The organism is Bacillus sp. 9.4, from assembly GCF_055486415.1.
The window spans coordinates 1,014,733-1,034,861 of record NZ_JBVFMU010000002.1 but is presented as its reverse complement, the minus strand read 5'-3'; the positions used below and the strand labels follow the sequence as shown (position 1 = coordinate 1,034,861).

At 44.3% G+C, this 20,129-nt stretch carries 23 protein-coding genes, 2 tRNA genes and 1 riboswitch; of the genes, 18 read left to right on the top strand and 7 right to left on the bottom strand.

Annotated features, from left to right (window positions below):
• Positions 1-345: 345 nt before the first annotated feature.
• Positions 346-427 (top strand) — tRNA-Leu (locus tag ACZ07B_RS11935).
• 78 nt (positions 428-505) lie between these two features.
• Here ACZ07B_RS11935 and spo0M read toward each other — a convergent pair.
• A complete protein-coding gene (gene spo0M, locus ACZ07B_RS11930; RefSeq protein ID WP_124059600.1) occupies positions 506-1,282 on the bottom strand; it encodes a sporulation control protein Spo0M in 777 nt (258 codons plus the stop codon).
• A gap of 141 nt (positions 1,283-1,423) precedes the next feature.
• Here spo0M and ACZ07B_RS11925 point away from each other — a divergent pair, with 141 nt between their 5' ends.
• Positions 1,424-1,627: a hypothetical protein gene (locus tag ACZ07B_RS11925; protein ID WP_464877218.1), complete on the top strand. Its 204-nt coding sequence runs from the start codon at positions 1,424-1,426 to the stop codon at positions 1,625-1,627.
• A gap of 84 nt (positions 1,628-1,711) precedes the next feature.
• Here the strand turns inward: ACZ07B_RS11925 and ACZ07B_RS11920 are convergent, their stop codons facing one another.
• The gene (locus tag ACZ07B_RS11920; protein WP_464877217.1) at positions 1,712-1,978 is read right to left on the bottom strand and encodes a spore coat protein; all 267 of its coding nucleotides are present in this window, start codon (positions 1,976-1,978) and stop codon (positions 1,712-1,714) included.
• 41 nt (positions 1,979-2,019) lie between these two features.
• Here ACZ07B_RS11920 and ACZ07B_RS11915 point away from each other — a divergent pair, with 41 nt between their 5' ends.
• Together ACZ07B_RS11915 and thiC are read left to right on the top strand one after the other, a co-directional pair.
• A complete protein-coding gene (locus ACZ07B_RS11915; RefSeq protein WP_464877216.1) occupies positions 2,020-2,712 on the top strand; it encodes a Type 1 glutamine amidotransferase-like domain-containing protein in 693 nt (230 codons plus the stop codon).
• Positions 2,713-2,780: 68 nt separating this feature from the next.
• Positions 2,781-2,888: riboswitch (TPP riboswitch) on the top strand.
• A 131-nt stretch (positions 2,889-3,019) separates the two neighbouring features.
• Positions 3,020-4,792: a phosphomethylpyrimidine synthase ThiC gene (gene thiC, locus ACZ07B_RS11910; RefSeq protein WP_130572139.1), complete on the top strand. Its 1,773-nt coding sequence runs from the start codon at positions 3,020-3,022 to the stop codon at positions 4,790-4,792.
• Between the two features lie 37 nt (positions 4,793-4,829).
• Here the strand turns inward: thiC and ACZ07B_RS11905 are convergent, their stop codons facing one another.
• A complete protein-coding gene (locus ACZ07B_RS11905; protein ID WP_024572626.1) occupies positions 4,830-6,185 on the bottom strand; it encodes an FAD-binding oxidoreductase in 1,356 nt (451 codons plus the stop codon).
• Positions 6,186-6,435: 250 nt separating this feature from the next.
• Here ACZ07B_RS11905 and senS point away from each other — a divergent pair, with 250 nt between their 5' ends.
• Positions 6,436-6,633 (top strand): transcriptional regulator SenS, encoded by a 198-nt coding sequence (gene senS / locus ACZ07B_RS11900; protein ID WP_003245192.1) that lies wholly within the window; start codon positions 6,436-6,438, stop codon positions 6,631-6,633.
• A 26-nt stretch (positions 6,634-6,659) separates the two neighbouring features.
• Here the strand turns inward: senS and katA are convergent, their stop codons facing one another.
• Positions 6,660-8,111: a catalase KatA gene (gene katA, locus ACZ07B_RS11895; protein WP_014476225.1), complete on the bottom strand. Its 1,452-nt coding sequence runs from the start codon at positions 8,109-8,111 to the stop codon at positions 6,660-6,662.
• Positions 8,112-8,517: 406 nt separating this feature from the next.
• On the opposite strand from katA, the gene ACZ07B_RS11890 reads away from it, so the two are divergent.
• The 6 genes from ACZ07B_RS11890 to rpsN all read left to right on the top strand — a co-directional run bounded on the left by ACZ07B_RS11890 (position 8,518) and on the right by rpsN (position 13,302).
• On the top strand, positions 8,518-9,285 hold the full coding sequence (locus ACZ07B_RS11890) for an ABC transporter ATP-binding protein (RefSeq protein ID WP_086344579.1): 768 nt from the start codon (positions 8,518-8,520) through the stop codon (positions 9,283-9,285).
• A gap of 17 nt (positions 9,286-9,302) precedes the next feature.
• The gene (locus tag ACZ07B_RS11885; RefSeq protein ID WP_024572624.1) at positions 9,303-10,301 is read left to right on the top strand and encodes an aliphatic sulfonate ABC transporter substrate-binding protein; all 999 of its coding nucleotides are present in this window, start codon (positions 9,303-9,305) and stop codon (positions 10,299-10,301) included.
• Positions 10,298-11,128, top strand: a complete 831-nt coding sequence (locus ACZ07B_RS11880) for an ABC transporter permease (protein ID WP_010886451.1) — start codon at positions 10,298-10,300, stop codon at positions 11,126-11,128. The genes ACZ07B_RS11885 and ACZ07B_RS11880 overlap by 4 nt, the downstream gene beginning before the upstream one ends.
• 22 nt (positions 11,129-11,150) lie before the next feature.
• The gene (ssuD, locus tag ACZ07B_RS11875) at positions 11,151-12,281 is read left to right on the top strand and encodes an FMNH2-dependent alkanesulfonate monooxygenase (protein WP_003245787.1); all 1,131 of its coding nucleotides are present in this window, start codon (positions 11,151-11,153) and stop codon (positions 12,279-12,281) included.
• 102 nt (positions 12,282-12,383) lie between these two features.
• Entirely contained in the window at positions 12,384-12,920 is a 537-nt protein-coding gene (locus ACZ07B_RS11870) for a hypothetical protein (protein ID WP_172861251.1), read from the top strand.
• A gap of 112 nt (positions 12,921-13,032) precedes the next feature.
• Positions 13,033-13,302, top strand: coding sequence for a 30S ribosomal protein S14 (gene rpsN, locus ACZ07B_RS11865; protein ID WP_024573218.1), 270 nt, complete (start codon positions 13,033-13,035; stop codon positions 13,300-13,302).
• 17 nt (positions 13,303-13,319) lie between these two features.
• On the opposite strand, the gene ACZ07B_RS11860 is transcribed toward rpsN, so the two are convergent.
• Both ACZ07B_RS11860 and ACZ07B_RS11855 read right to left on the bottom strand, forming a co-directional pair.
• Entirely contained in the window at positions 13,320-13,793 is a 474-nt protein-coding gene (locus ACZ07B_RS11860; protein WP_014476230.1) for a membrane protein, read from the bottom strand.
• A gap of 1 nt (position 13,794) precedes the next feature.
• The gene (locus tag ACZ07B_RS11855; RefSeq protein WP_009966860.1) at positions 13,795-13,995 is read right to left on the bottom strand and encodes a helix-turn-helix transcriptional regulator; all 201 of its coding nucleotides are present in this window, start codon (positions 13,993-13,995) and stop codon (positions 13,795-13,797) included.
• A 193-nt stretch (positions 13,996-14,188) separates the two neighbouring features.
• Here ACZ07B_RS11855 and ACZ07B_RS11850 point away from each other — a divergent pair.
• Positions 14,189-14,262, top strand: a tRNA-Gly gene (locus tag ACZ07B_RS11850).
• Positions 14,263-14,352: 90 nt separating this feature from the next.
• Here the strand turns inward: ACZ07B_RS11850 and ACZ07B_RS11845 are convergent.
• Complete coding sequence (locus ACZ07B_RS11845) at positions 14,353-14,976, bottom strand: hypothetical protein (RefSeq protein WP_464877215.1); 624 nt, start codon at positions 14,974-14,976, stop codon at positions 14,353-14,355.
• Between the two features lie 82 nt (positions 14,977-15,058).
• Between ACZ07B_RS11845 and queG the strand changes: the two genes are divergently transcribed.
• From queG to ACZ07B_RS11815, 6 genes are all read left to right on the top strand, one after another.
• Entirely contained in the window at positions 15,059-16,219 is a 1,161-nt protein-coding gene (gene queG / locus ACZ07B_RS11840) for a tRNA epoxyqueuosine(34) reductase QueG (RefSeq protein ID WP_464877214.1), read from the top strand.
• 66 nt (positions 16,220-16,285) lie between these two features.
• Entirely contained in the window at positions 16,286-17,221 is a 936-nt protein-coding gene (locus tag ACZ07B_RS11835; RefSeq protein WP_464877213.1) for an amidase domain-containing protein, read from the top strand.
• A 37-nt stretch (positions 17,222-17,258) separates the two neighbouring features.
• Complete coding sequence (gene trmL, locus ACZ07B_RS11830; RefSeq protein WP_010886453.1) at positions 17,259-17,741, top strand: tRNA (uridine(34)/cytosine(34)/5-carboxymethylaminomethyluridine(34)-2'-O)-methyltransferase TrmL; 483 nt, start codon at positions 17,259-17,261, stop codon at positions 17,739-17,741.
• Between the two features lie 125 nt (positions 17,742-17,866).
• On the top strand, positions 17,867-18,508 hold the full coding sequence (locus ACZ07B_RS11825; protein ID WP_464877212.1) for a YhbD family protein: 642 nt from the start codon (positions 17,867-17,869) through the stop codon (positions 18,506-18,508).
• Positions 18,499-19,212 (top strand): bactofilin family protein, encoded by a 714-nt coding sequence (locus ACZ07B_RS11820; protein ID WP_021479697.1) that lies wholly within the window; start codon positions 18,499-18,501, stop codon positions 19,210-19,212. The genes ACZ07B_RS11825 and ACZ07B_RS11820 overlap by 10 nt, the downstream gene beginning before the upstream one ends.
• Before the next feature lie 11 nt (positions 19,213-19,223).
• The gene (locus ACZ07B_RS11815) at positions 19,224-19,931 is read left to right on the top strand and encodes a polymer-forming cytoskeletal protein (protein ID WP_161476344.1); all 708 of its coding nucleotides are present in this window, start codon (positions 19,224-19,226) and stop codon (positions 19,929-19,931) included.
• Positions 19,932-20,129: the final 198 nt, after the last annotated feature.

The following is a 20,129-nucleotide window of genomic DNA, read 5'->3' as shown; positions in this document are numbered from 1 at the left end:
GTGGAATTGGCAGACACACAGGACTTAAAATCCTGCGGTAGGTGACTACCGTGCCGGTTCAAGTCCGGCCCTCGGCACCAATTTTACTTACATGGTAAGTTGAATTGGTGTTTGTGTTTTATCATTATAACTAATCATATTAATGATCTACTTATGTAGATCATTTTTTTAATGCTTTGATTTATCATAACAAGTTAAGTTCCGAGGCCTATTATAAAGCGGCTGTATAGCTAGTCTTTCAACACTTTTATTTTATATTTCCATAAAAACTTTTTTGAAATACGTTGACACTTTATGAGATCCATGATATATTTATATTCGTCGGTTAGATACGACGTAAAACTTGCCGGTGTGGCGGAATTGGCAGACGCGCACGACTCAAAATCGTGTTCCTTCTGGAGTGTCGGTTCGACCCCGACCACCGGTATACTGAAAAACCCGTTTCTTAACAGAAACGGGTTTTTATTTTTTATTAAAGAAAAGGAGCCTCGGCTCCTTTTTATACTTACTCAGCGTATTGGTCTAAGATCTCTTCTAGCACCTCTTCTAGCTCTTCTGTATCTTCAAGCTCTGATTGGCTGAAACGGACGCGTACAAGCTGTTCTCCGTCATTATACATCTCTTCCAGCCACCCTCGGAGTCCTCTTGCTCTGCGGTCGACTTCGAAAATGATTTCCAAACCGTCTTCGTCTAAAAGGAAAATGAGCTCTAATTCATCAAGCATCTGACGATAATATCCGGAAGTCGGAACGAATTCGAATTCCTGAACGAACGGAAGACGACGCTGGAAGTAGGGCGCTTGTTCGCAGTCTGCTTCGTTAAGACGGAAGCCCAGGTTTTCGATTGCTTCAAGCACATTTTCAATCCAAGGGTGCGCTTCAACGAAAATGCGGTCATGATCGGATTTATCGATACCGCCTTGAATGTCAAGGTCTGTCACCACGGCAACCTCTACTTTCCCTACAGTGATCGGCGTATCTAGAGGCAGAGTGAATGTGAACGGAAATTGATGCTCTTCACCAGGCTGAATGGTAAATGAACCAGTGACCCGGAAAGAATGAATTGTAGCGTATTTCCGGTGCTCTTCATCGTCTTTTACAATGACATACCGTGTACTAAGCTGTAAATCGATATAACGGATGTCCTGAGCGATTTTTCCGCCTTTGACATGTACAGTTCCCTGTACTTCTTCTCCAGGAAAATATGCGTCTTTCTCTAAAATAGTATCAACTTTTGCTGCTCCAATTCCGGCACTTGCCGCAAGCTTCTTAAAAAGTGACATGTTAGATCTTCCCCTTTTTCTTTTTTCTCAACAGATATACGTAAGAAGGAGGAAAAAAGATTCATCTGATTCATACTTTTTTCCTATTATTCGTCTCGGCCTAGGGACAGACTAAGAATAATATTGAAAATAAAGGAGTGGATGGAAGTGAATAAAGAAAGTTTGGTTGCAGATGAATTACACAGAATGTTTTTGGCTGGTGAACTGCAAATCACTGTAGAGGAGGATATAAACAATATTTCCGAAAGGCTGAGAAACGGCGATCTTAGTTTAGACCGATTAAGCGGTGAAGACACGTTTATAAAAGAAACAATAAATGAGGCTTTAAGAAGAGTGGAGCAATAAAAAAGAGACGGGATCTCATCTTTGAGATCCCGTCTCTTTTTGTGGTCTTTGCTGTAAGATAAAAGCGAATCAATTTGGAATTGCTCACCCGAGCCATCCCTTTTCTAACAGAAGATCTGACAGTTCATCATGGAGATATACAGTTGTATCTAATTGATCATACAATGCTCTTCTGATGTGGGGATTTTCGGCTTCTGTTATTGCGACAGTGTATTTGTTAATGCTGGTTTTTATTGTTGTTAACAAATCAAGAATATCTTTGGGACTTTGTTCAATGGGAAACCACCTCCTTTGTTTTTTTAGCAGCTCCTGATAAGAAAGTTTTTGACTTTGTTTCTTGCTTCTATACAAAATGCTATAATAAGCAACAAATTTTGTTGGGGGGTGTGATGATGAAGCAGATTATTGCGATGGGGGGCGGGGGTTTTTCGATGGATCCGGATAATTTGTCCCTCGATCAATATATCCTCAATCAATCAAAACGAGAGCAGCCTCGTATTTGTTTTTTGCCGACGGCGAGCGGAGATTCCCAAAACTATATTCAGCGGTTTTATCATGCATTTCAAACACTGGATTGTGTGCCGTCTCACTTATCTTTGTTTAAGCCGCCATCAACAGATTTAGCTTCTTTTGTTATGGAAATGGACGTGATTTATGTTGGCGGTGGAAATACGCGGAATTTACTTGTGTTATGGAAAGAGTGGGGGCTGGATCATATTCTCAGGGAAGCATGGAAGAACGGTGTGGTTATAGCTGGATTAAGTGCCGGTGCGATCTGCTGGTTTGAAGAAGGGGTGACAGATTCAGCCGGACCGCTGACAAGTTTGAAAAGTTTAGGTTTTTTGCAAGGGAGCTTTTGTCCCCATTATGACGGGGAAAAGGATCGGAGACCGGCATACCACCAGCTGATATCTAACAAGTTCTTATGCAGTGGCTATGCAGCGGATGATGGGGCTGCTCTCCATTTCATAAATGATCAGCTGTTTCAGACTGTGAGTTCAAGGTCGGGTGCAAAGGCATATCGGGTGATGATGGCTGAACATGAAATAGCTGAAATCCCGTTGCCTGTCAAATATTTAGGGTGAATTGGCTGAATATTACCTATATTCCTCTTTTTTTCAGATTGATTTTATGTTAAGATGAGTGCGAAATCAATAGTTACTGGGGGTGCCCGCTTTCGGGCTGAGAGAGAAGGTAAGCTTCTTAACCCTTTGGACCTGATCTGGTTCGTACCAGCGTGGGGAAGTAGAGGAATAGTTTTTGTTATTGTCGTGCTGGGCAATAATATGTTTCTTTCTGACTGTAACCGGGTTCATTTATATGAATCCGGTTTTTTGTGCTGGTTATGGGCTTGATTTTGTCCTTTCAAACGTAGAGAGGGGAAGGAAAGTAATGCAAAACAATTCAGTGCAGCAAGCCAACATTTCCATTATGTCAAGTTTTTCAGGCAGCAAGAAGGTATACGTGGAGGGTTCTTCTTCGGACATCCAAGTGCCGATGAGGGAGATTGCATTGAGTCCGACGACGGGATCGTTCGGCGAAGAGGAAAACGCGCCTGTGCGTGTCTATGATACAAGCGGACCGTATACGGACCCTGAAGTAACCATTAATATTCAAGAAGGATTAAAGCCGCTCCGCCAAAAATGGATCACAGAGCGCGGTGACGTGGAAGAGTATGAAGGTCGGGCTATAAAACCAGAAGATAACGGTTATAAAAAAGCAAATCCAAACGTAAGCTACCCAGGATTAAAGCGGAAACCGCTGAGGGCGAAGGCAGGTCAAAATGTCACACAAATGCACTATGCAAAAAAGGGGATCATTACACCTGAGATGGAATTTATCGCCATTCGTGAGCATGTGTCTCCTGAATTCGTCAGAGACGAGGTAGCCAGCGGCCGGGCGATTATTCCTTCAAACATTAATCACCCTGAAAGTGAGCCAATGATTATCGGCCGGAATTTTCATGTGAAGATTAATGCGAATATCGGGAATTCAGCGGTTACGTCATCCATTGAAGAAGAAGTGGAAAAAATGACGTGGGCCATCCGCTGGGGAGCAGATACAATGATGGATCTCTCTACCGGAAAAGATATTCATACGACGCGTGAATGGATTATCCGCAATTGCCCCGTGCCTGTGGGAACTGTTCCGATTTATCAGGCGCTTGAAAAAGTAAACGGCGTAGCGGAGGATTTAACGTGGGAGATTTATCGTGATACGCTAATCGAGCAGGCAGAGCAGGGAGTGGATTATTTTACGATTCACGCGGGTGTTTTGCTTAGGTATGTGCCGCTGACTGCCAAACGGACAACTGGTATTGTGTCACGCGGGGGAGCGATTATGGCGCAGTGGTGTCTGGCTCATCATCAAGAAAGCTTTTTATACACACATTTTGAAGAAATCTGTGAGATTATGAAAACGTATGATATTGCTTTCTCTCTTGGGGATGGTTTGCGTCCCGGATCAATTGCTGATGCCAATGACGAAGCGCAGTTTGCTGAATTAGAGACGCTTGGAGAGCTGACGCAAATTGCCTGGAAGCATGATGTTCAGGTGATGATTGAGGGTCCTGGACATGTTCCGATGCATAAAATCAAAGAGAACGTCGATAAACAAATGGACATTTGTAAAGAAGCGCCTTTTTACACATTGGGGCCGTTGACAACGGATATTGCCCCGGGATATGACCATATTACTTCAGCGATCGGAGCGGCGATGATCGGTTGGTACGGGACAGCAATGCTTTGTTATGTAACGCCGAAGGAGCATTTAGGGCTTCCAAACCGTGATGATGTTCGTGAAGGAGTCATTACATATAAGATCGCTGCGCACGCTGCGGACCTTGCAAAAGGGCATCCCGGAGCGCAAATCCGGGATGATGCGTTATCGAAAGCCCGTTTTGAATTCCGCTGGCGGGATCAGTTTAATTTATCTCTTGATCCGGAGAGAGCACTTGAATACCATGATGAAACCCTGCCTGCTGAAGGAGCAAAAACCGCTCACTTTTGTTCCATGTGCGGTCCGAAATTTTGCAGCATGAGAATTTCACAGGATATTCGGGATTATGCGAAGAAAAACGATCTCAGTGAAGCAGAAGCCATAAATAAAGGATTAAAAGAAAAAGCAAAAGAGTTTGTCGATACGGGAAGCAATTTATATCAATGAAAAAGATGAAGATGGAGAATGCTCCATCTTCATTTTTTTAGAAAAACAGAGAGCGTCGAAGCGGCGGAATGCTCTGTTCAAAACGGAAAACATTTTCTGGATCATATTTCGTTTTGACACGGCGGAGGCGTTCTACGTTTTCGCCGTAATATGTTCTTGGCCAGTTTCTGATTTCAATATCTGGCCAATTTACGTAGTCTCCCATCGTTTCTCTCGAAAGGGACGTTCTCAGCCCCTCAATCCAGCGGACGTTTTGTCTTTTTTCTCCAGGGGATGTCCAGTTTGTTAAGTATTCCTGGGCAATGATTGCGTCACGATAATAAAATGCCGTTTGGTCGGGAGCGATCCGTCCGGCTGCCCCGCCGAGTGCTTGCTGCCAGACACTGGCGTTTTGATTCGGAGCGTGCTCTAAAAAGTGTTTTATTGTTGAAATCGCACGTTCTGATAATGGCTTTTCAATGAAAGAGCCGGAGCGTTTCATTTTTTGAGGCTGATTGCCTCCCGGGCTGTTAAAAAAGGTTACCGCTTCGATGAACGGCATTGTTTTTACCATTCCGCTTGTTGGGCTTCCTGCTTTCAATAAAGGCTTTAACAGTTTTTTTAACTCTGTTTTTGGCCCGACAAATTGGCCGAGGGCTTCTATGCGGTTTACTTCTTTAGGCCAAAACTCTATTGATGATGTAAGCCGGTCATCTGTATACGGGGCCCAGTGCTGCCACGTGTTAAATACTTCCTCAAAATCATCCCATCCCCATGTTATAGAAAAAATCGACACTTGAGAGATGGGCACTGCTTTAAATGTCATGGAGGTGACTATGCCGAAATTGCCTCCTCCGCCTCCCTGAGACGCCCAAAATAAGTCTGGATGATTTGAACAGCTGACTGTAATCAGATCAGCGCCCTCTTTTTCGTCTGCTACGATCATCTCAAGCTGCACGAGGCTGTCGCAAGTAAGGCCGGCAGCCCTTGTTAAAAGTCCAATTCCCCCTCCGAGAGTTAAACCTGTGAGCCCTACATTAGCAATGGTGCCTGCGGGAAGCGTCAGGCCGTATTGCCAGAGTGTCCGATAGACTTCTCCCAATTCAGCCCCCGCTTCAATATAGGCCAGCTTTTTATCCTGATTCACAGTTATTTTTTTCATCTCGCTTAAATCAATAACAAGACCGTTATTTAAAAGGGAAAAGTTCTCATAGCTGTGTCTGCCGCCTCTAATACGGAAAGGCACACGGTTTTCACGCGCCCATTTCAGCGCATTGAGTGCATCCTGTTTGTTTTGGCAAAACACAATGATGTCAGGATACCTTTCTAAGCTTAGGTTAATATTGGTTCTTGCTTCGTTATAGTCCGGATCATCCCGTGTCACGATACGTCCGGTCAATTTTGTCTTTTCCACACTCCCACATCTCTTTCTCTCGTATTCTAGTTTCTCTAGCTTATGCGTCAGGGGAAAAGAGTGTATAAGGAAAAAGCGGGGATGCAATCTGATACAGTGTCAACACCCTCAAAAAATAGTTGACAGGTCGGTATTGTATGAATTAACATGGTCAGTACAAATTTTTCAAATTTATCGCGCTGATCGGAACACCGAAGGCTCTTATCGTTTAGATAAGGGCCTTTTTTGTATGAAAAAGGAGGGATTATTGATGGGAGTCAAAAAAGAAAAGGGGAGAAAACGATTCAGGAAGCGAAAAACCTACGGGAATCAGATTTTGCCGCTTGAGCTGCTGATTGAAAAAAACAAACGAGAGATTATAAACAGCGCGGAGCTCATGGAAGAAATTTATATGAAGATTGATGAGAAGCATACGCAATGTGTAACTAAATATAAAAAAACCCGCTGACTACAGCGGGTTTTTGCATTTCTACATTAAGCATCTTTTTTAATCGGCAATCCAAGGCCTTCTGCCACGCGTTTTCCGTATTCAGGATCCGCTTTGTAGAAGTGCTCGATTTGACGAAGCTTGATTTCTTCTTTTTCTACCGGCTTCATAGCATTAACGATATTTTCAACAAGGCGGGTACGTTCATCTTCACTCATTAAACGATACAGATCACCGGCTTGAGTGTAGTGATCGTTGTGATCGTAGCTTACGCTGTCAGCGATACCTTGTACCGGATATGCTGCTTGCTTATCCTCAGGTGACTCTTTTGGACCGCCGAAGCTGTTAGGCTCGTAATACACAGATCCGCCGCCGTTATCGTCAAAACGCATTTGTCCATCACGCTGATAATTGTTTACTTTGTTGCGTGCACGGTTGATTGGCAGCGCTTGATGGTTTGCACCGACACGGTAGCGGTGTGCATCATGATAAGCAAACAGTCGGCCTTGAAGCATTTTATCCGGTGAAACATCAATACCAGGCACGAGTGTTCCAGGTGAAAATGTCGCTTGTTCTACCTCTGCAAAGTAGTTTTCCGGATTCCTGTCTAGAACCATGCGTCCGACCTCGATTAACGGGTAGTCTTTTTGAGACCAAACTTTTGTGACATCAAACGGATCGAAACGATACGTGTTTGCATCTTCTAAAGGCATGATTTGCACATATAGTTTCCATGCAGGATAATCACCGTTTTCGATTGCATTGAAAAGGTCTTCTGTATGGTAATCAGGGTTTTCACCAGCAATTTTTGCTGCCGTATTGACATCAAGGTTTTTTACGCCTTGTTCCGTTTTAAAGTGATATTTAATCCATACGCCTTCGCCTTCGGCATTTGTCCATTTGAATGTATGGCTTCCGAAGCCGTGCATGTGGCGAAGTGTTGCAGGAATTCCGCGGTCAGACATCAGGATTGTCACTTGGTGAAGTGACTCTGGTGAAAGTGACCAGAAATCCCATACAGCCGTAGGGTTTTTCAGGTGTGTTTTAGGATCTCTTTTTTGTGTATGGATGAAATCAGGGAACTTAATCGCATCGCGGATAAAGAATACAGGCGTATTGTTGCCGACGATGTCGTAGTTTCCTTCTTCAGTATAAAATTTAACAGCAAATCCGCGCGGGTCGCGAACTGTGTCAGCAGAGCCAAGTTCACCGGCAACTGTTGAGAAACGGATGAACAACGGTGTGCGTTTGCCGACTTCAGAAAGGAAAGCGGCTTTCGTGTATTTTGTTACGTCGTTTGTCACTTCAAAATATCCGTGTGCGCCTGCTCCTTTGGCGTGAACAACACGTTCAGGAACACGTTCTCGGTTGAAATGGGCCAATTTTTCGAGTAGATGTACATCTTGAATTAAAGTTGGTCCGCGAGAACCGGCAGTCATTGAGTTTTGATTATCTCCAACCGGAGCGCCCCAGCTAGTTGTCAGTTTATTTGAACTCATGTTATCACCTCTTGGAATTTATAAGAACATAATATCATCTCTAAGTAAAAAGTCAATATTATTTTATAATTATTATAAAATAGTTATCTCTATTAATCGATATCTAGTATCGAAAGTGTTGAAAAACCTTGTTGTAACAGCTTTTTATGACACTTAATAATTTTTGGAGAAATAATTTTTTCTTCTCTATTTGCGAAACAAGCAGAGTAAGTGATAAACAAGGATATCAAAAATCGTATTTAAAAAAGAGTTGACATATCGGAATAATTTGAATTAACATGTTATTCAAACAAAAAAACAATTGGGCAGCTGATCGGACCGCCGAAGGCTCTCATCTCTACAAGAACAGAGATGGGGGCCTTTTTGTTTTTTTGAAGGCGGGGTTGGCAGAAAGAGAGGGATAAAAGTGGCTGTGACCATCAGCATCAAAGAAAAGGCATTTGTTCAAGAGGGCCGCAAAAACACGGTCTTAGAGAACATAGAATTATCAATCGCACCAGGCGAATTTCTAACGCTTATCGGACCGAGCGGGTGCGGAAAAAGCACCCTGTTAAAGATTATTGCAGGGCTTGATTCTGAATATGACGGGAGTGTTGAAATTAACGGCCGCAGCGTAACAGCTCCGGGTATTCAGCAAGGATTTATTTTTCAGGAACACCGCCTCTTTCCTTGGCTGACTGTTGAGCAGAATATTGCCGCCGACTTGAATTTGAAGGACCCAAAAGTCAAACAAAAGGTGAATGAACTGATCGAGATTGTCAGATTGAAAGGATCGGAAAAAGCATATCCGCGCGAGCTGTCAGGCGGCATGTCACAAAGAGTAGCCATCGCCCGGGCCCTTCTGCGGGAGCCTGAGGTGCTGCTTTTAGATGAACCGTTTGGTGCACTCGACGCATTTACAAGAAAACACCTGCAGGACGTGCTGCTGGATATATGGAGGAGGAAAAAAACAACGATGATTCTCGTGACTCATGATATAGATGAATCTGTTTATTTAGGAAATGAGCTTGCGATCCTTAAGGCCAAACCGGGGAAAATCCATAAGCTGATGCCCATTCACCTGGCGTATCCGCGAAACCGGACGACTCCGGATTTCCAGGCGATCAGACAGAGAGTGCTGTCGGAATTCGAGAAAACAGAAGATTTGGAGTACGCAGAAGGATCAGGGATATAGAAAGGGCGGAAGCGGAAATGAAAAAAGGACTCATTGTATTGGTTGCCGTTATTTTTCTGCTCGCAGGCTGTGGAGCAAATGGAGCCAGCGGTGACCACAAACAATTGAAGGAAATTCGTATTGGTATTCAGCAAAGCTTAAGCCCGCTTTTGATCGCAAAGGAAAAAGGCTGGTTCGAAGATGCATTTGAAAAAGAAGGCATCAAAGTGAAATGGGTGGAGTTTCAAAGCGGTCCGCCCCAATTTGAAGGCCTTGCGGCAGACAAACTTGATTTTTCTCAAGTCGGTAATTCGCCTGTGATTGCTGGACAGGCGGCAGGCATTGACTTTAAAGAAATCGGTTTGTCTCAGGACGGTTTGAAAGCAAACGGCATCCTTGTCAATCAAAACAGCGGCATTCAAGACGTTAAGGACTTAAAGGGAAAGAAAATTGCAGTCGCCAAAGGCAGCAGCGGGTTTGATTTTTTGTATAAAGCGCTTGATCAAGTGGGGTTGTCAGCTAACGATGTGACAATTATTCAGCTTCAGCCTGATGAAGCAGCTTCCGCATTCGAAAACGGATCTGTTGATGCCTGGTCCATTTGGGAGCCGTACTTGTCCTTAGAAACAATGAAACACGGAGCAAAAATCCTTGTGAACGGAGAAAGCACAGATTTATATTCACCGGGTTTTACTTTAGTAAGAACAAAGTTTTCAGAAGAGCATCCAGACGAAGTGGTCCGTTTTCTGAAGGTGTTTAATAAAGCCGTTGTATGGCAAAAGGAACATCTGGATGAAGCAGCGGACTTGTATTCTGACATTAAAGATCTCGATAAAAAGGTCGTCGAAAATGTGCTGAAAAATACTGAACCTCTGAATGAGGTCATCAGTGACGACATTGTGAAAGCGCAGCAGGAAACAGCAGATTTTCAATTTCGAACAAAGGCGATAGATAAGAAGATTGATGTGAAGGATGTTGTCGATAACACTTTTATCAAAAAAGCATTAAAGGAACATTCCTCAGGAGGTGATCAATGATGAAAGCAGAGGCTGCGGGCTCGCTGCCCAAAACGAATGCGGAAGCGGTGCGAAAAAAGCCCGGAAGGAAGAGATATGGCTGGATGAAGGGGCTTTTACTGCCCGCTGTCATCATTGCCATCTGGCAGGTCATCGGCGGGCTGGGGGTTGTGTCCGCTACAGTGCTGCCTACACCTGTTACGATTGTTCTGACCTTTAAGGAGCTTATTTTGTCCGGCGAACTGTTCGGCCATCTGCAAATCAGCATTTATCGGGCGGCGCTTGGTTTTTTGCTTGGCGCGGGGCTTGGATTGATGATCGGGATTTTGGCCGGATTCTCCAAACGGACGGAGCTGTATCTTGATCCGTCGTTGCAAATGCTTAGAACCGTACCTCATCTGGCCGTCACGCCGCTGTTTATTTTATGGTTCGGATTTGACGAAGTATCTAAAATTTTGCTGATTGCGCTCGGTGCCTTCTTTCCTGTCTATATCAATACGTTTAACGGCATCCGCGGGGTTGACGCGAAGCTGTTTGAAGTCGCCCGGGTGCTTGAATTTAAATGGCATCAGCAGATATCCAAAGTGATATTGCCGGCAGCCCTGCCCAATATATTGCTAGGCATTCGCTTATCGCTCGGCATTGCATGGCTCGGGCTCGTTGTGGCAGAGCTGATGGGCTCAAGCTCGGGAGTCGGCTATATGATCATGGATGCGAGACAGTTTTCACAAACGAATAAAGTCTTTGCAGGGATTATCATTTTTGCAGTGGTTGGAAAGCTGACGGATTCCTTCGTCAGGCTGCTGGAACGAAAGCTGTTAAAGTGGAGAAACAGCTACGAAGGATAAAAGATATAAAGGGGAGATGAATATGGAAATTCTTTGGTTTATACCGACTCATGGAGACGCGAGATATTTAGGATCTGAAAGTGATGGACGGACTGCGGATCATCTTTACTTTAAACAAGTCGCGCAGGCGGCAGACAGGCTGGGATATACAGGAGTTCTTCTGCCAACGGGAAGATCGTGCGAGGACCCGTGGCTTACAGCGTCGGCGCTGGCAGGAGAAACAAAGGACTTAAAGTTTTTAGTCGCGGTAAGACCTGGTTTAATGCAGCCTTCTCTGGCAGCCAGAATGACGTCCACCCTAGACCGCATTTCAGACGGCCGGCTGCTGATCAACGTTGTGGCTGGGGGCGATCCGTATGAGCTGGCAGGCGATGGCCTGTTTATCAGCCATGATGAGCGCTATGAAGCAACAGACGAATTTTTAACCGTTTGGCGGAGACTTTTGCAGGGAGAAACGGTTTCCTATGAAGGAAAGCATATAAAAGTGGAAAACAGCAATCTGCTTTTCCCGCCGCAGCAAGAGCCGCATCCGCCCATCTATTTCGGTGGTTCGTCACAGGCTGGGATTGAAGCTGCCGCAAAGCATACAGACGTATACTTGACATGGGGTGAGCCGCCTGAACAAGTAAAAGAAAAGATAGAGAGAGTCAAAAAGCAAGCGGCAAAAGAAGGGAGATCCGTTCGATTTGGTATTAGGCTGCATGTCATTGCCCGTGAAACTGAACAAGAGGCGTGGGAAGCGGCTGAGCGCTTGATCAGCCACTTGGATGATGACACCATTGCCAAAGCGCAGGCAGCTTTGAGCCGTTACGACTCTTCAGGCCAGCAGCGGATGGCCGTCCTTCATCAAGGCGATCGGACGAAGCTTGAAATCAGTCCGAATCTGTGGGCGGGGATCGGCCTGGTCAGAGGAGGGGCAGGAACAGCTCTTGTCGGTGATCCGCAGACGATTGCCGACCGGATAGCGGAGTACCAGGCACTCGGCATAGAATCGTTTATATTCTCCGGCTATCCGCATTTAGAAGAAGCGTATTATTTTGCAGAGCTTGTATTTCCGCTTTTGCCGTTTGAAAATGATCGGACGAGAAAGCTTCAGAACAAAAGGGGAGAAGCGGTAGGAAACACTTATTTTGTCAAAGAGAAAAATGCATGAGTTTAACTAAAATACAGTCCCCGAACATGGTATGATATTCAAAAAAAGGGGGCTTTTTTTCTGAAAACATTGAGAAGCGCGGCAGTCATTTGCCTCATAGCTATGCTGTCAGCATGCGGACATTCAAAACAGATGGAAATCAAAGCGGCGGACATATCAGAACTTGAAAAAAACAGAATGGATGTTGCAGCTTCACAGGCATTCACTGCTGAAGCCGTCAATATCGGTGAAGGTATTTCTTCAGCTGACATGTACATCGAACATTATCAAAAGGGAAAGCTTGTTGAGAGGTTTGGACCTGTTCGTGCAGATTATTCAGAGGAAAAACCCGATACCATACAATTTGTTTATTTTGAGAATGAAGAGGGGGAAGGAAAGAATAAACATACCACCATTCATTTTGGCATTGTAGATAAACAGGGAACTATAGCGGCTGATTCATCGGTGAAACGCGACGATAGCACAACACAGGAAATGACTCAGAATATTTCATCGCCGGAACCGATTACTTTCGAGAAGCCTGCTTTGATCGGCAGCAGTATTAGAGGGACTGACGAGACAATGCACACCTCTGAACATAAAAAAGAGCTCATTAAGCATCAAGATGCGTTACTGTATTATGTGGAATTGCATCATTAGAATGGGCGGCTTCAGGCCGTCTGTTTTACAAAGCGGTATGCTTGCTTTTTTGAATGGTGCATGATACATTTTAAATCGTAATAATTTCGATTTAAAAGGGAGGCTATGTGACTTGGCTAAAAAATCAAAAGTGGCAAAAGAGTTAAAACGCCAACAGCTTGTTGAACAATACGCTGATATTAGACGCGAGTTGAAGGAAAAAGGAGATTACGAGGCACTCAGCAAGCTGCCAAGAGATTCAGCACCGGGAAGGCTTCACAACCGCTGCATGGTAACGGGGCGCCCGAGAGCATATATGAGGAAGTTTAAAATGTCCAGAATCGCTTTTAGGGAGCTGGCCCATAAAGGCCAGATTCCCGGTGTGAAAAAAGCAAGCTGGTAAGAAAAAACTCCGGCCGATTACAGCGCGCCGGAGTTTTTTTCGTTTTTCTTGAAAGAGATGACGTAGGAAAGGTGCTGGATGATCATGATGATAAACACAATAATAATAGGGAAAAACGGAATACGCGATTGAAATAGCGGATAAAAAATGAGAAGAACGGCTGCGGCAGGCAGCGAGAAGTAGACAGCGATATATGACGCGCGGCATGCTTTTGCCGTCATCATCTGCTCTCTTTCATCCTGCTCTTCAAACTCATCAGGCAGAAGAAGCTGCTTTCTGGCAGGGCGGCTTTTTTTCTGTAAGTACAAATAAACCGCAGACGCCGCAACAAACAGAATAAAGGGGGTGAGGTTTAATTCAAATACCATCCCGCCGCTCTTTGTGCCGAAAAAAGATGCTATGCCTTCTGAGGCTTCAAAGTATGAAATCAGCGTCCAGCATGCAAGGCCAAATAATACAAGGTGAAAAGCTGCTTTTGTTTTCATGCTCATCTTAGTTTTCCTCCTCTAACCAAAAGACATCCTCCATTTTCATGGAGAAGGCTTTGCAGATTTTCAGTGCTAACAGCAGTGAGGGAACATAATCGCCTTTTTCAATCGCTGCCACAGTCTGTCTTGTGACGCCGACCGTTTCTCCGAGTTTTTCCTGAGAATAGCCGAAGCGTGCCCTCAGCTCTTTTACTTTATTTTTCATCATGACGTCTGTCCCCTTCACAATCTCGATTGATTATATTGTATAGTATACTTAACATTATGTAAATGGAACTTAACAACTTTACAAAAAGATAACTTTTTTTCGACAAAATTTTTATATTCCCTTGACGAAAAATAAATAAACATGTAATATAAAAAAAGTCAGAGCGGTACTGTTGCTGACAACCACAAATGCGGGTGTAGTTTAGTGGTAAAACCTCAGCCTTCCAAGCTGATGTCGTGAGTTCGATTCTCATCACCCGCTCCATACATACGTTATTAACGCAGTGTTTCGTTTCTCAGATAAACGAAGTATTGCGTTTTTTTATGTAAAAAAGAACACGGTATTCGTGTTCTTTTACGTAAGCCAATGTACTGTATGGGTGCCGCCGTGAATTTGTTCAAACATTTTCGTTAATGATGATAAGAGGTTAACAGCGCTGCTTTTCTCAATCGATGGCGGGAAAAAAATGATTTGCAGCATATTCTTAGTCTCGTTTGAAACGGGATAGTGGTTGACGCTGTTTTTGAAATCGCCAAAAATGCCGTTTTCATCAGAGAAAAGCAGTATGTTTTCTTTTTCTCCCAATGAGATCCGGACCGGCTCATGAAGCTTTCCGGCATCATAAATCATAATAGGCAGAGAATATTTTAATGCGAAAAAATCGATTGTATCATGGGCCGAGTCTTTACTTTCCATGAATTGTTCCTTGGATATCGGGACCAGCATGTCCTCCATTGGGGTTGTTTCTCCCTCAAATGACGGGTTAAGCTGTTTAAAGAGTTCCTGCCATTCCTTGACGAAGGATTCATCGGATATACCGCCGTCCGCATAGTCGAAAAACAAGGATTCTTGAAACAGGCGGAGTCTGCCTTTCAGCATTTGCGGTGAGGAGCCGACTTCGATATTCTCATAAATGACAGCCGCTGCTCGTAAGCCGGCCGCACGTTCAGTAATAACAGAATCAAGTTTGATATTCACTAGCATTCACTCCAGTTACGTGATATCAACCTATTATAAACGCTGTATCGTTTTATCACAAAGAAAGGAGGCTGTGCAAAACATGAACGTTTATCAGCTCAAAGAAGAATTAATTGAATACGCGAAAAGCATTGGCGTGGACAAGATTGGTTTTACGACTGCTGATACTTTTGACAGTTTAAAAGACCGTTTGATTCTTCAAGAATCACTCGGCTATCTCTCCGGCTTTGAAGAGCCGGATATCGAAAAAAGGGTGACGCCGAAGCTTCTTTTGCCGAAAGCGAAATCAATAGTGGCAATTGCTCTCGCATATCCTTCCAAAATGAAGGATGCGCCGAGAAGCACGAGAACTGAGCGCAGGGGCATTTTTTGCAGAGCTTCCTGGGGAAAAGACTATCATGATGTGCTGAGGGAAAAGCTTGATCTGCTGGAGGATTTTCTAAAAAGCAAGCATGAGGATATCAGAACGAAGTCAATGGTTGATACAGGTGAATTGTCTGATCGCGCCGTTGCGGAACGTGCCGGAATTGGATTCAGTGCGAAAAACTGTATGATCACAACACCTGAGTATGGCTCTTATGTGTATTTGGCGGAAATGATCACAAATATCCCTTTTGAGCCTGATGTGCCGATTGAAGATATGTGCGGGTCCTGCACGAAATGCTTGGACGCCTGTCCGACGGGAGCCCTGGTTAATCCCGGGCAGCTTAATGCGCAGCGCTGCATCTCTTTTCTGACCCAGACAAAAGGATTTTTGCCTGATGAATTCCGGACAAAAATCGGAAACCGCCTGTACGGGTGCGATACGTGCCAAACGGTATGCCCTCTCAATAAAGGGAAGGATTTTCATCTTCATCCGGAAATGGAGCCTGATCCTGAGATTGCCAAACCGTTATTGAAGCCGCTTTTGACCATCAGCAATCGGGAATTTAAGGAGAAATTCGGGCATGTCTCAGGTTCTTGGCGCGGGAAAAAACCGATTCAGCGAAACGCCATTCTCGCGCTTGCGCATTTTAAGGATGCTTCCGCACTGCCTCAATTGGCGGAACTGATGCATAAGGATCCGCGTCCTGTCATCAGGGGGACAGCCGCATGGGCAATCGGAAAAATCGGAGACCCCGCCTACGCGGAAGAGCTTGAAAAAGCGCTGGAAAAAGAGAAGGATGAAGAGGCAAAGTTGGAAATTGAAAAAGGAATTGATTTGCTAAAAGCTTCAGGCATGACTAAACAAGGCTTGTCCTGACATACGTATAGAGCAGAAGGAAAAAACACTTGAGATCATCCAAGTGTTTTTTCTCTATAAAAAAGTATGGCGGGTGGGGTGAGCTTGAAGCACATTTTAGAACAATTAGCGGAGGAGCGGCTGGGCTTTCTGGTTAACGGGCATGCTATGAGACAGGAGTCTCAAGTCGGAGACCTTAAAGTCATGGAGCGTAAGAAAAAGCTTCTGGAAAAACGTAAAGTTGACATCATAAAAGCGAAAGCAAAGGCCGTGATTAATCATGTGCGGGTTGAGGATGACGGAACGACCTGCCTTTCGTATACCATCCATTACGAATACGTGTGTAAGGAACAAGATGACAGCTTGTATATAGAAGAGCACATAGAGGAGCGAATGGCTTTCCTGTATGATCACATTTTGATTAGTGATCAGGAAATTGCGAAAAAGCCGGCTGGATTTCATGAAGGGACCAGTATTATTGACTATTCTGAAGCTGAAGAGGAAAGAGAAGCGTTTAGCAGGGCTTTTCAATACGATCGTCTCGGCGCTGTCCAATATGCCGAGAAATTTTGGAACAAGCGCAATCCTGCTTATAAAAATTTCAGCGATAACTGTACCAATTTTATTTCTCAGTGTCTTCATGCAGGAGGCGCGCCGATGCGCGGTCATCCGAACAGGGGATCAGGCTGGTGGATGAAACAAAGCTCATGGAGCTACAGCTGGACGGTGGCTCACTCTATGAAAATGTATTTGTCGAATTCAAAGGTCGGACTGCGTGCGGTGCGGGTGAAATCAGCGGAAGAGCTGATGCCGGGCGATGTGATTTGCTATGACTTCGAAGGAGACGGCCGGTTTAATCATACAACGATTGTCGTGGCAAAGGACAAAGGCAATATGCCGCTTGTCAACGCCCAGACCTATGACAGCCGGATGAGGTATTGGTCATATGAGGATTCTACGGCATACACGCCGTCAATACGATATGCCTTTTTTCATATCGTTGATGATACGACAAAAGAGTAATTAATGTTATAATGATGGGCGGATAAGAAAAACAGAGGTGAACATTGTGGCATTACATGTCGTTTTATATCAACCAGAAATTCCCGCTAACACAGGGAATATTGCACGTACTTGTGCAGCAACCAATACAACGCTACACCTGATTCGTCCGCTCGGCTTTTCAACGGATGATAAAATGCTGAAGCGTGCCGGACTCGATTATTGGGAGTTTGTTAACGTTGTGTATCATGATTCGTTAGAAGAATTGTTTGAGGCATATAAAAAAGGCAAGTTTTTCTTTATTACAAAATTTGGCCAGCAGCCTCATACATCATTTGATTACACTGATCTTGACGAGGATTATTTCTTCGTGTTCGGAAGAGAAACAAGCGGTTTGCCAAAAGATTTAATTCAAAATAATATGGACCGCTGCCTGCGTCTTCCGATGACAGAGCACGTCAGATCGTTAAATCTGTCCAATACTGCCGCGATTCTTGTTTATGAAGCGCTGCGCCAGCAAAATTACCGTGATTTAAAATAGTGAAAAAACCCGCTCATCGATGATGGGCGGGTTTTTTTGCGGATGTTGAAATGCTTTGTTTCGTTTTTGGGCTTAACAACGTAACAGTGTTATGTTACAATGTACCCATCAAAGGAGCTGGACTTATGGAAGAACAATTAATCTCTAAAAAAGAATTACTTGAAAGAACATCGATTTCATACGGTCAGCTGTATCGATGGAAGCGGAAAAACTTAATACCTGAGGAATGGTTTATTCGTAAATCCACATTTACAGGGCAAGAGACGTTTTTTCCGAGAGAGGAGATTTTAAAACGTATATCAATGATTCAAAAGATGAAAGAAAATTTGTCTTTGGATGAAATGAGGGAAATGCTGTCGCCGAAAATGAAGGATGTCAGCATGACCGCTGATGAATTGCTTCATAAAGGTTTGGTTTCAAGGCCTGCTCTTGAAGCCTATTCAGAAGACGGAGGAAGTCCGGTTTTTTCATCCAGCGATTTGCTTTCGCTGTTTGTGCTTGAGGGCCTGCTGCAGTCTGGAAATGTCGGCCTTGCAGAAGCAAAAATGGCTGCAGAGGTATTAAAGAAGCATGATACTGAAGAGATTGAAAAACAGACGGAGCTGATTGTGCTCCGCAAGCTCGGTGTCACAACTTGTTTTATAGCGGCTGCGGCGGACAGCATTTTGTTTGAATCATCCGTAAAGGTTGTGGAACGGGTAGATTTATTAAAAGCTTCAGAGGAATTAAAAACAACATTTATGCAGGAGGGCCATCAATGGATGTAGTGGAAAAGCTGGTGATAAACGGGTCAGGAAGTTCAAAGGGAGGAACATTTCAATCTGTTGAGATTAATGGCAGCGGGACAGTGGCCGGGGACGTGGAGTGTGACACTTTTTCTTTTAATGGAAACGGAAAAGCCGACGGCAGCGTCAAAGCGAAAGCGGTAACCATCAGCGGTTCAGGAAAGATACATGGAGACGTTGAAGCAGAATCTATCCGGATGAATGGCACTGGTTTTATTCAAGGAGAGGTATCTGCAAAACAATTGAAAATCGCTGGATCATCAACATTTGGCGGCACTGTCAAGGCTGATGGCATTGACATTAGCGGAAAAGCTGTCATGGAAGCAGATTGTGAAACAGAAACCTTTCAATCAGAAGGGAAATGCAAAATCAGCGGGCTTTTAAATGCAGACCAGGTGATCATTAAGCTTTCTGCAGGGGAAAGCTATGTGCGGGAGATCGGCTGCCGCCATCTTCAAGTGACCTGCAGAAAAGGAATGCTGACATTGCTCAGATTGATGCCGCAGCCTGTTCTAACAGCAGAGCTGATCGAAGGTGACGTGATTGAATTGACAAATACAAAGGCGAAAACCGTGCGCGGAAATAAAGTGGTCATCGGCCCGGATTGCCAGATTGAAACCGTCGAATACAGTGGGGACTATACCTGTGATCCAAGCGCGTCGGTTGAAACATCCACAAAGTTGTAAGGAGGATCGTAATGGAGACAACAAAACTGGGAAATTTAAAATTATATGGCGCTGGGCATGCCGCAGGAGGCGCGTATCACAATGTCAGCATCAAAGGAGAAGGTGTAGTTGGAGAAGGGCTGTCTGCTGTAGGCTGCCGCATATACGGAACGGGCCTTTTTCTCGGAAAAGCAGAGACTGAGCGGCTGCGTGTGCTCGGAGAAAGTGAATGTAAAGGCGATCTGACAGCCGGCAAAATCAATATATATGGGACAATGAAAGTCAGCGGTTCACTTCAATTTGATCGATTCAATCTGAAAGGCCAGACTGAAATTGGCGGGAATATGACTGGAGAATCCTGTGATGTGAAAGGGAAGCTTAGCGTAAAAGGTGATTGTGAAACAGAAATGTTCCATGTCACAGGCTGTGTTGATGTATCGGGGTTATTAAATTCGGGTGAGATCAAGCTGGGATTGAGCCATGATATAAGCCATGTGCAGGAAATCGGCGGAACAACAATTACAGTGAAAAGACGCGCGAGTTTTTTTAACCGGAAGAAAGGGAAACTGATCGCCGATGTCATAGAAGGAGATCGGGTTTATTTGGAGAATACCGAAGCGGCAGTTGTCAGGGGAAAAGAAGTGATCATCGGGCCGGGATGCAGCATCGGAACAATTGAGTACGAAAACAAATATGAATGCGATCCGCATTCACAGATTAAAGAAAAAACAAAACTGTAAAACATTGTTCTGTTATACAAAAAGGGTGCTCTTTCAGGAGCACCCTTTTTTATTCTTTTCCAGGCTTGCTTTCGTATCCTGCGGTAAAAATTGATACTAAAAAAGTGACAATGACACCCATCATGATGATTGTTTTCACCGTCTCTCCCCCTCTTCAATTCTTCCGTGCTGTCCGAGTCTGGATGATTCTGTATTTTT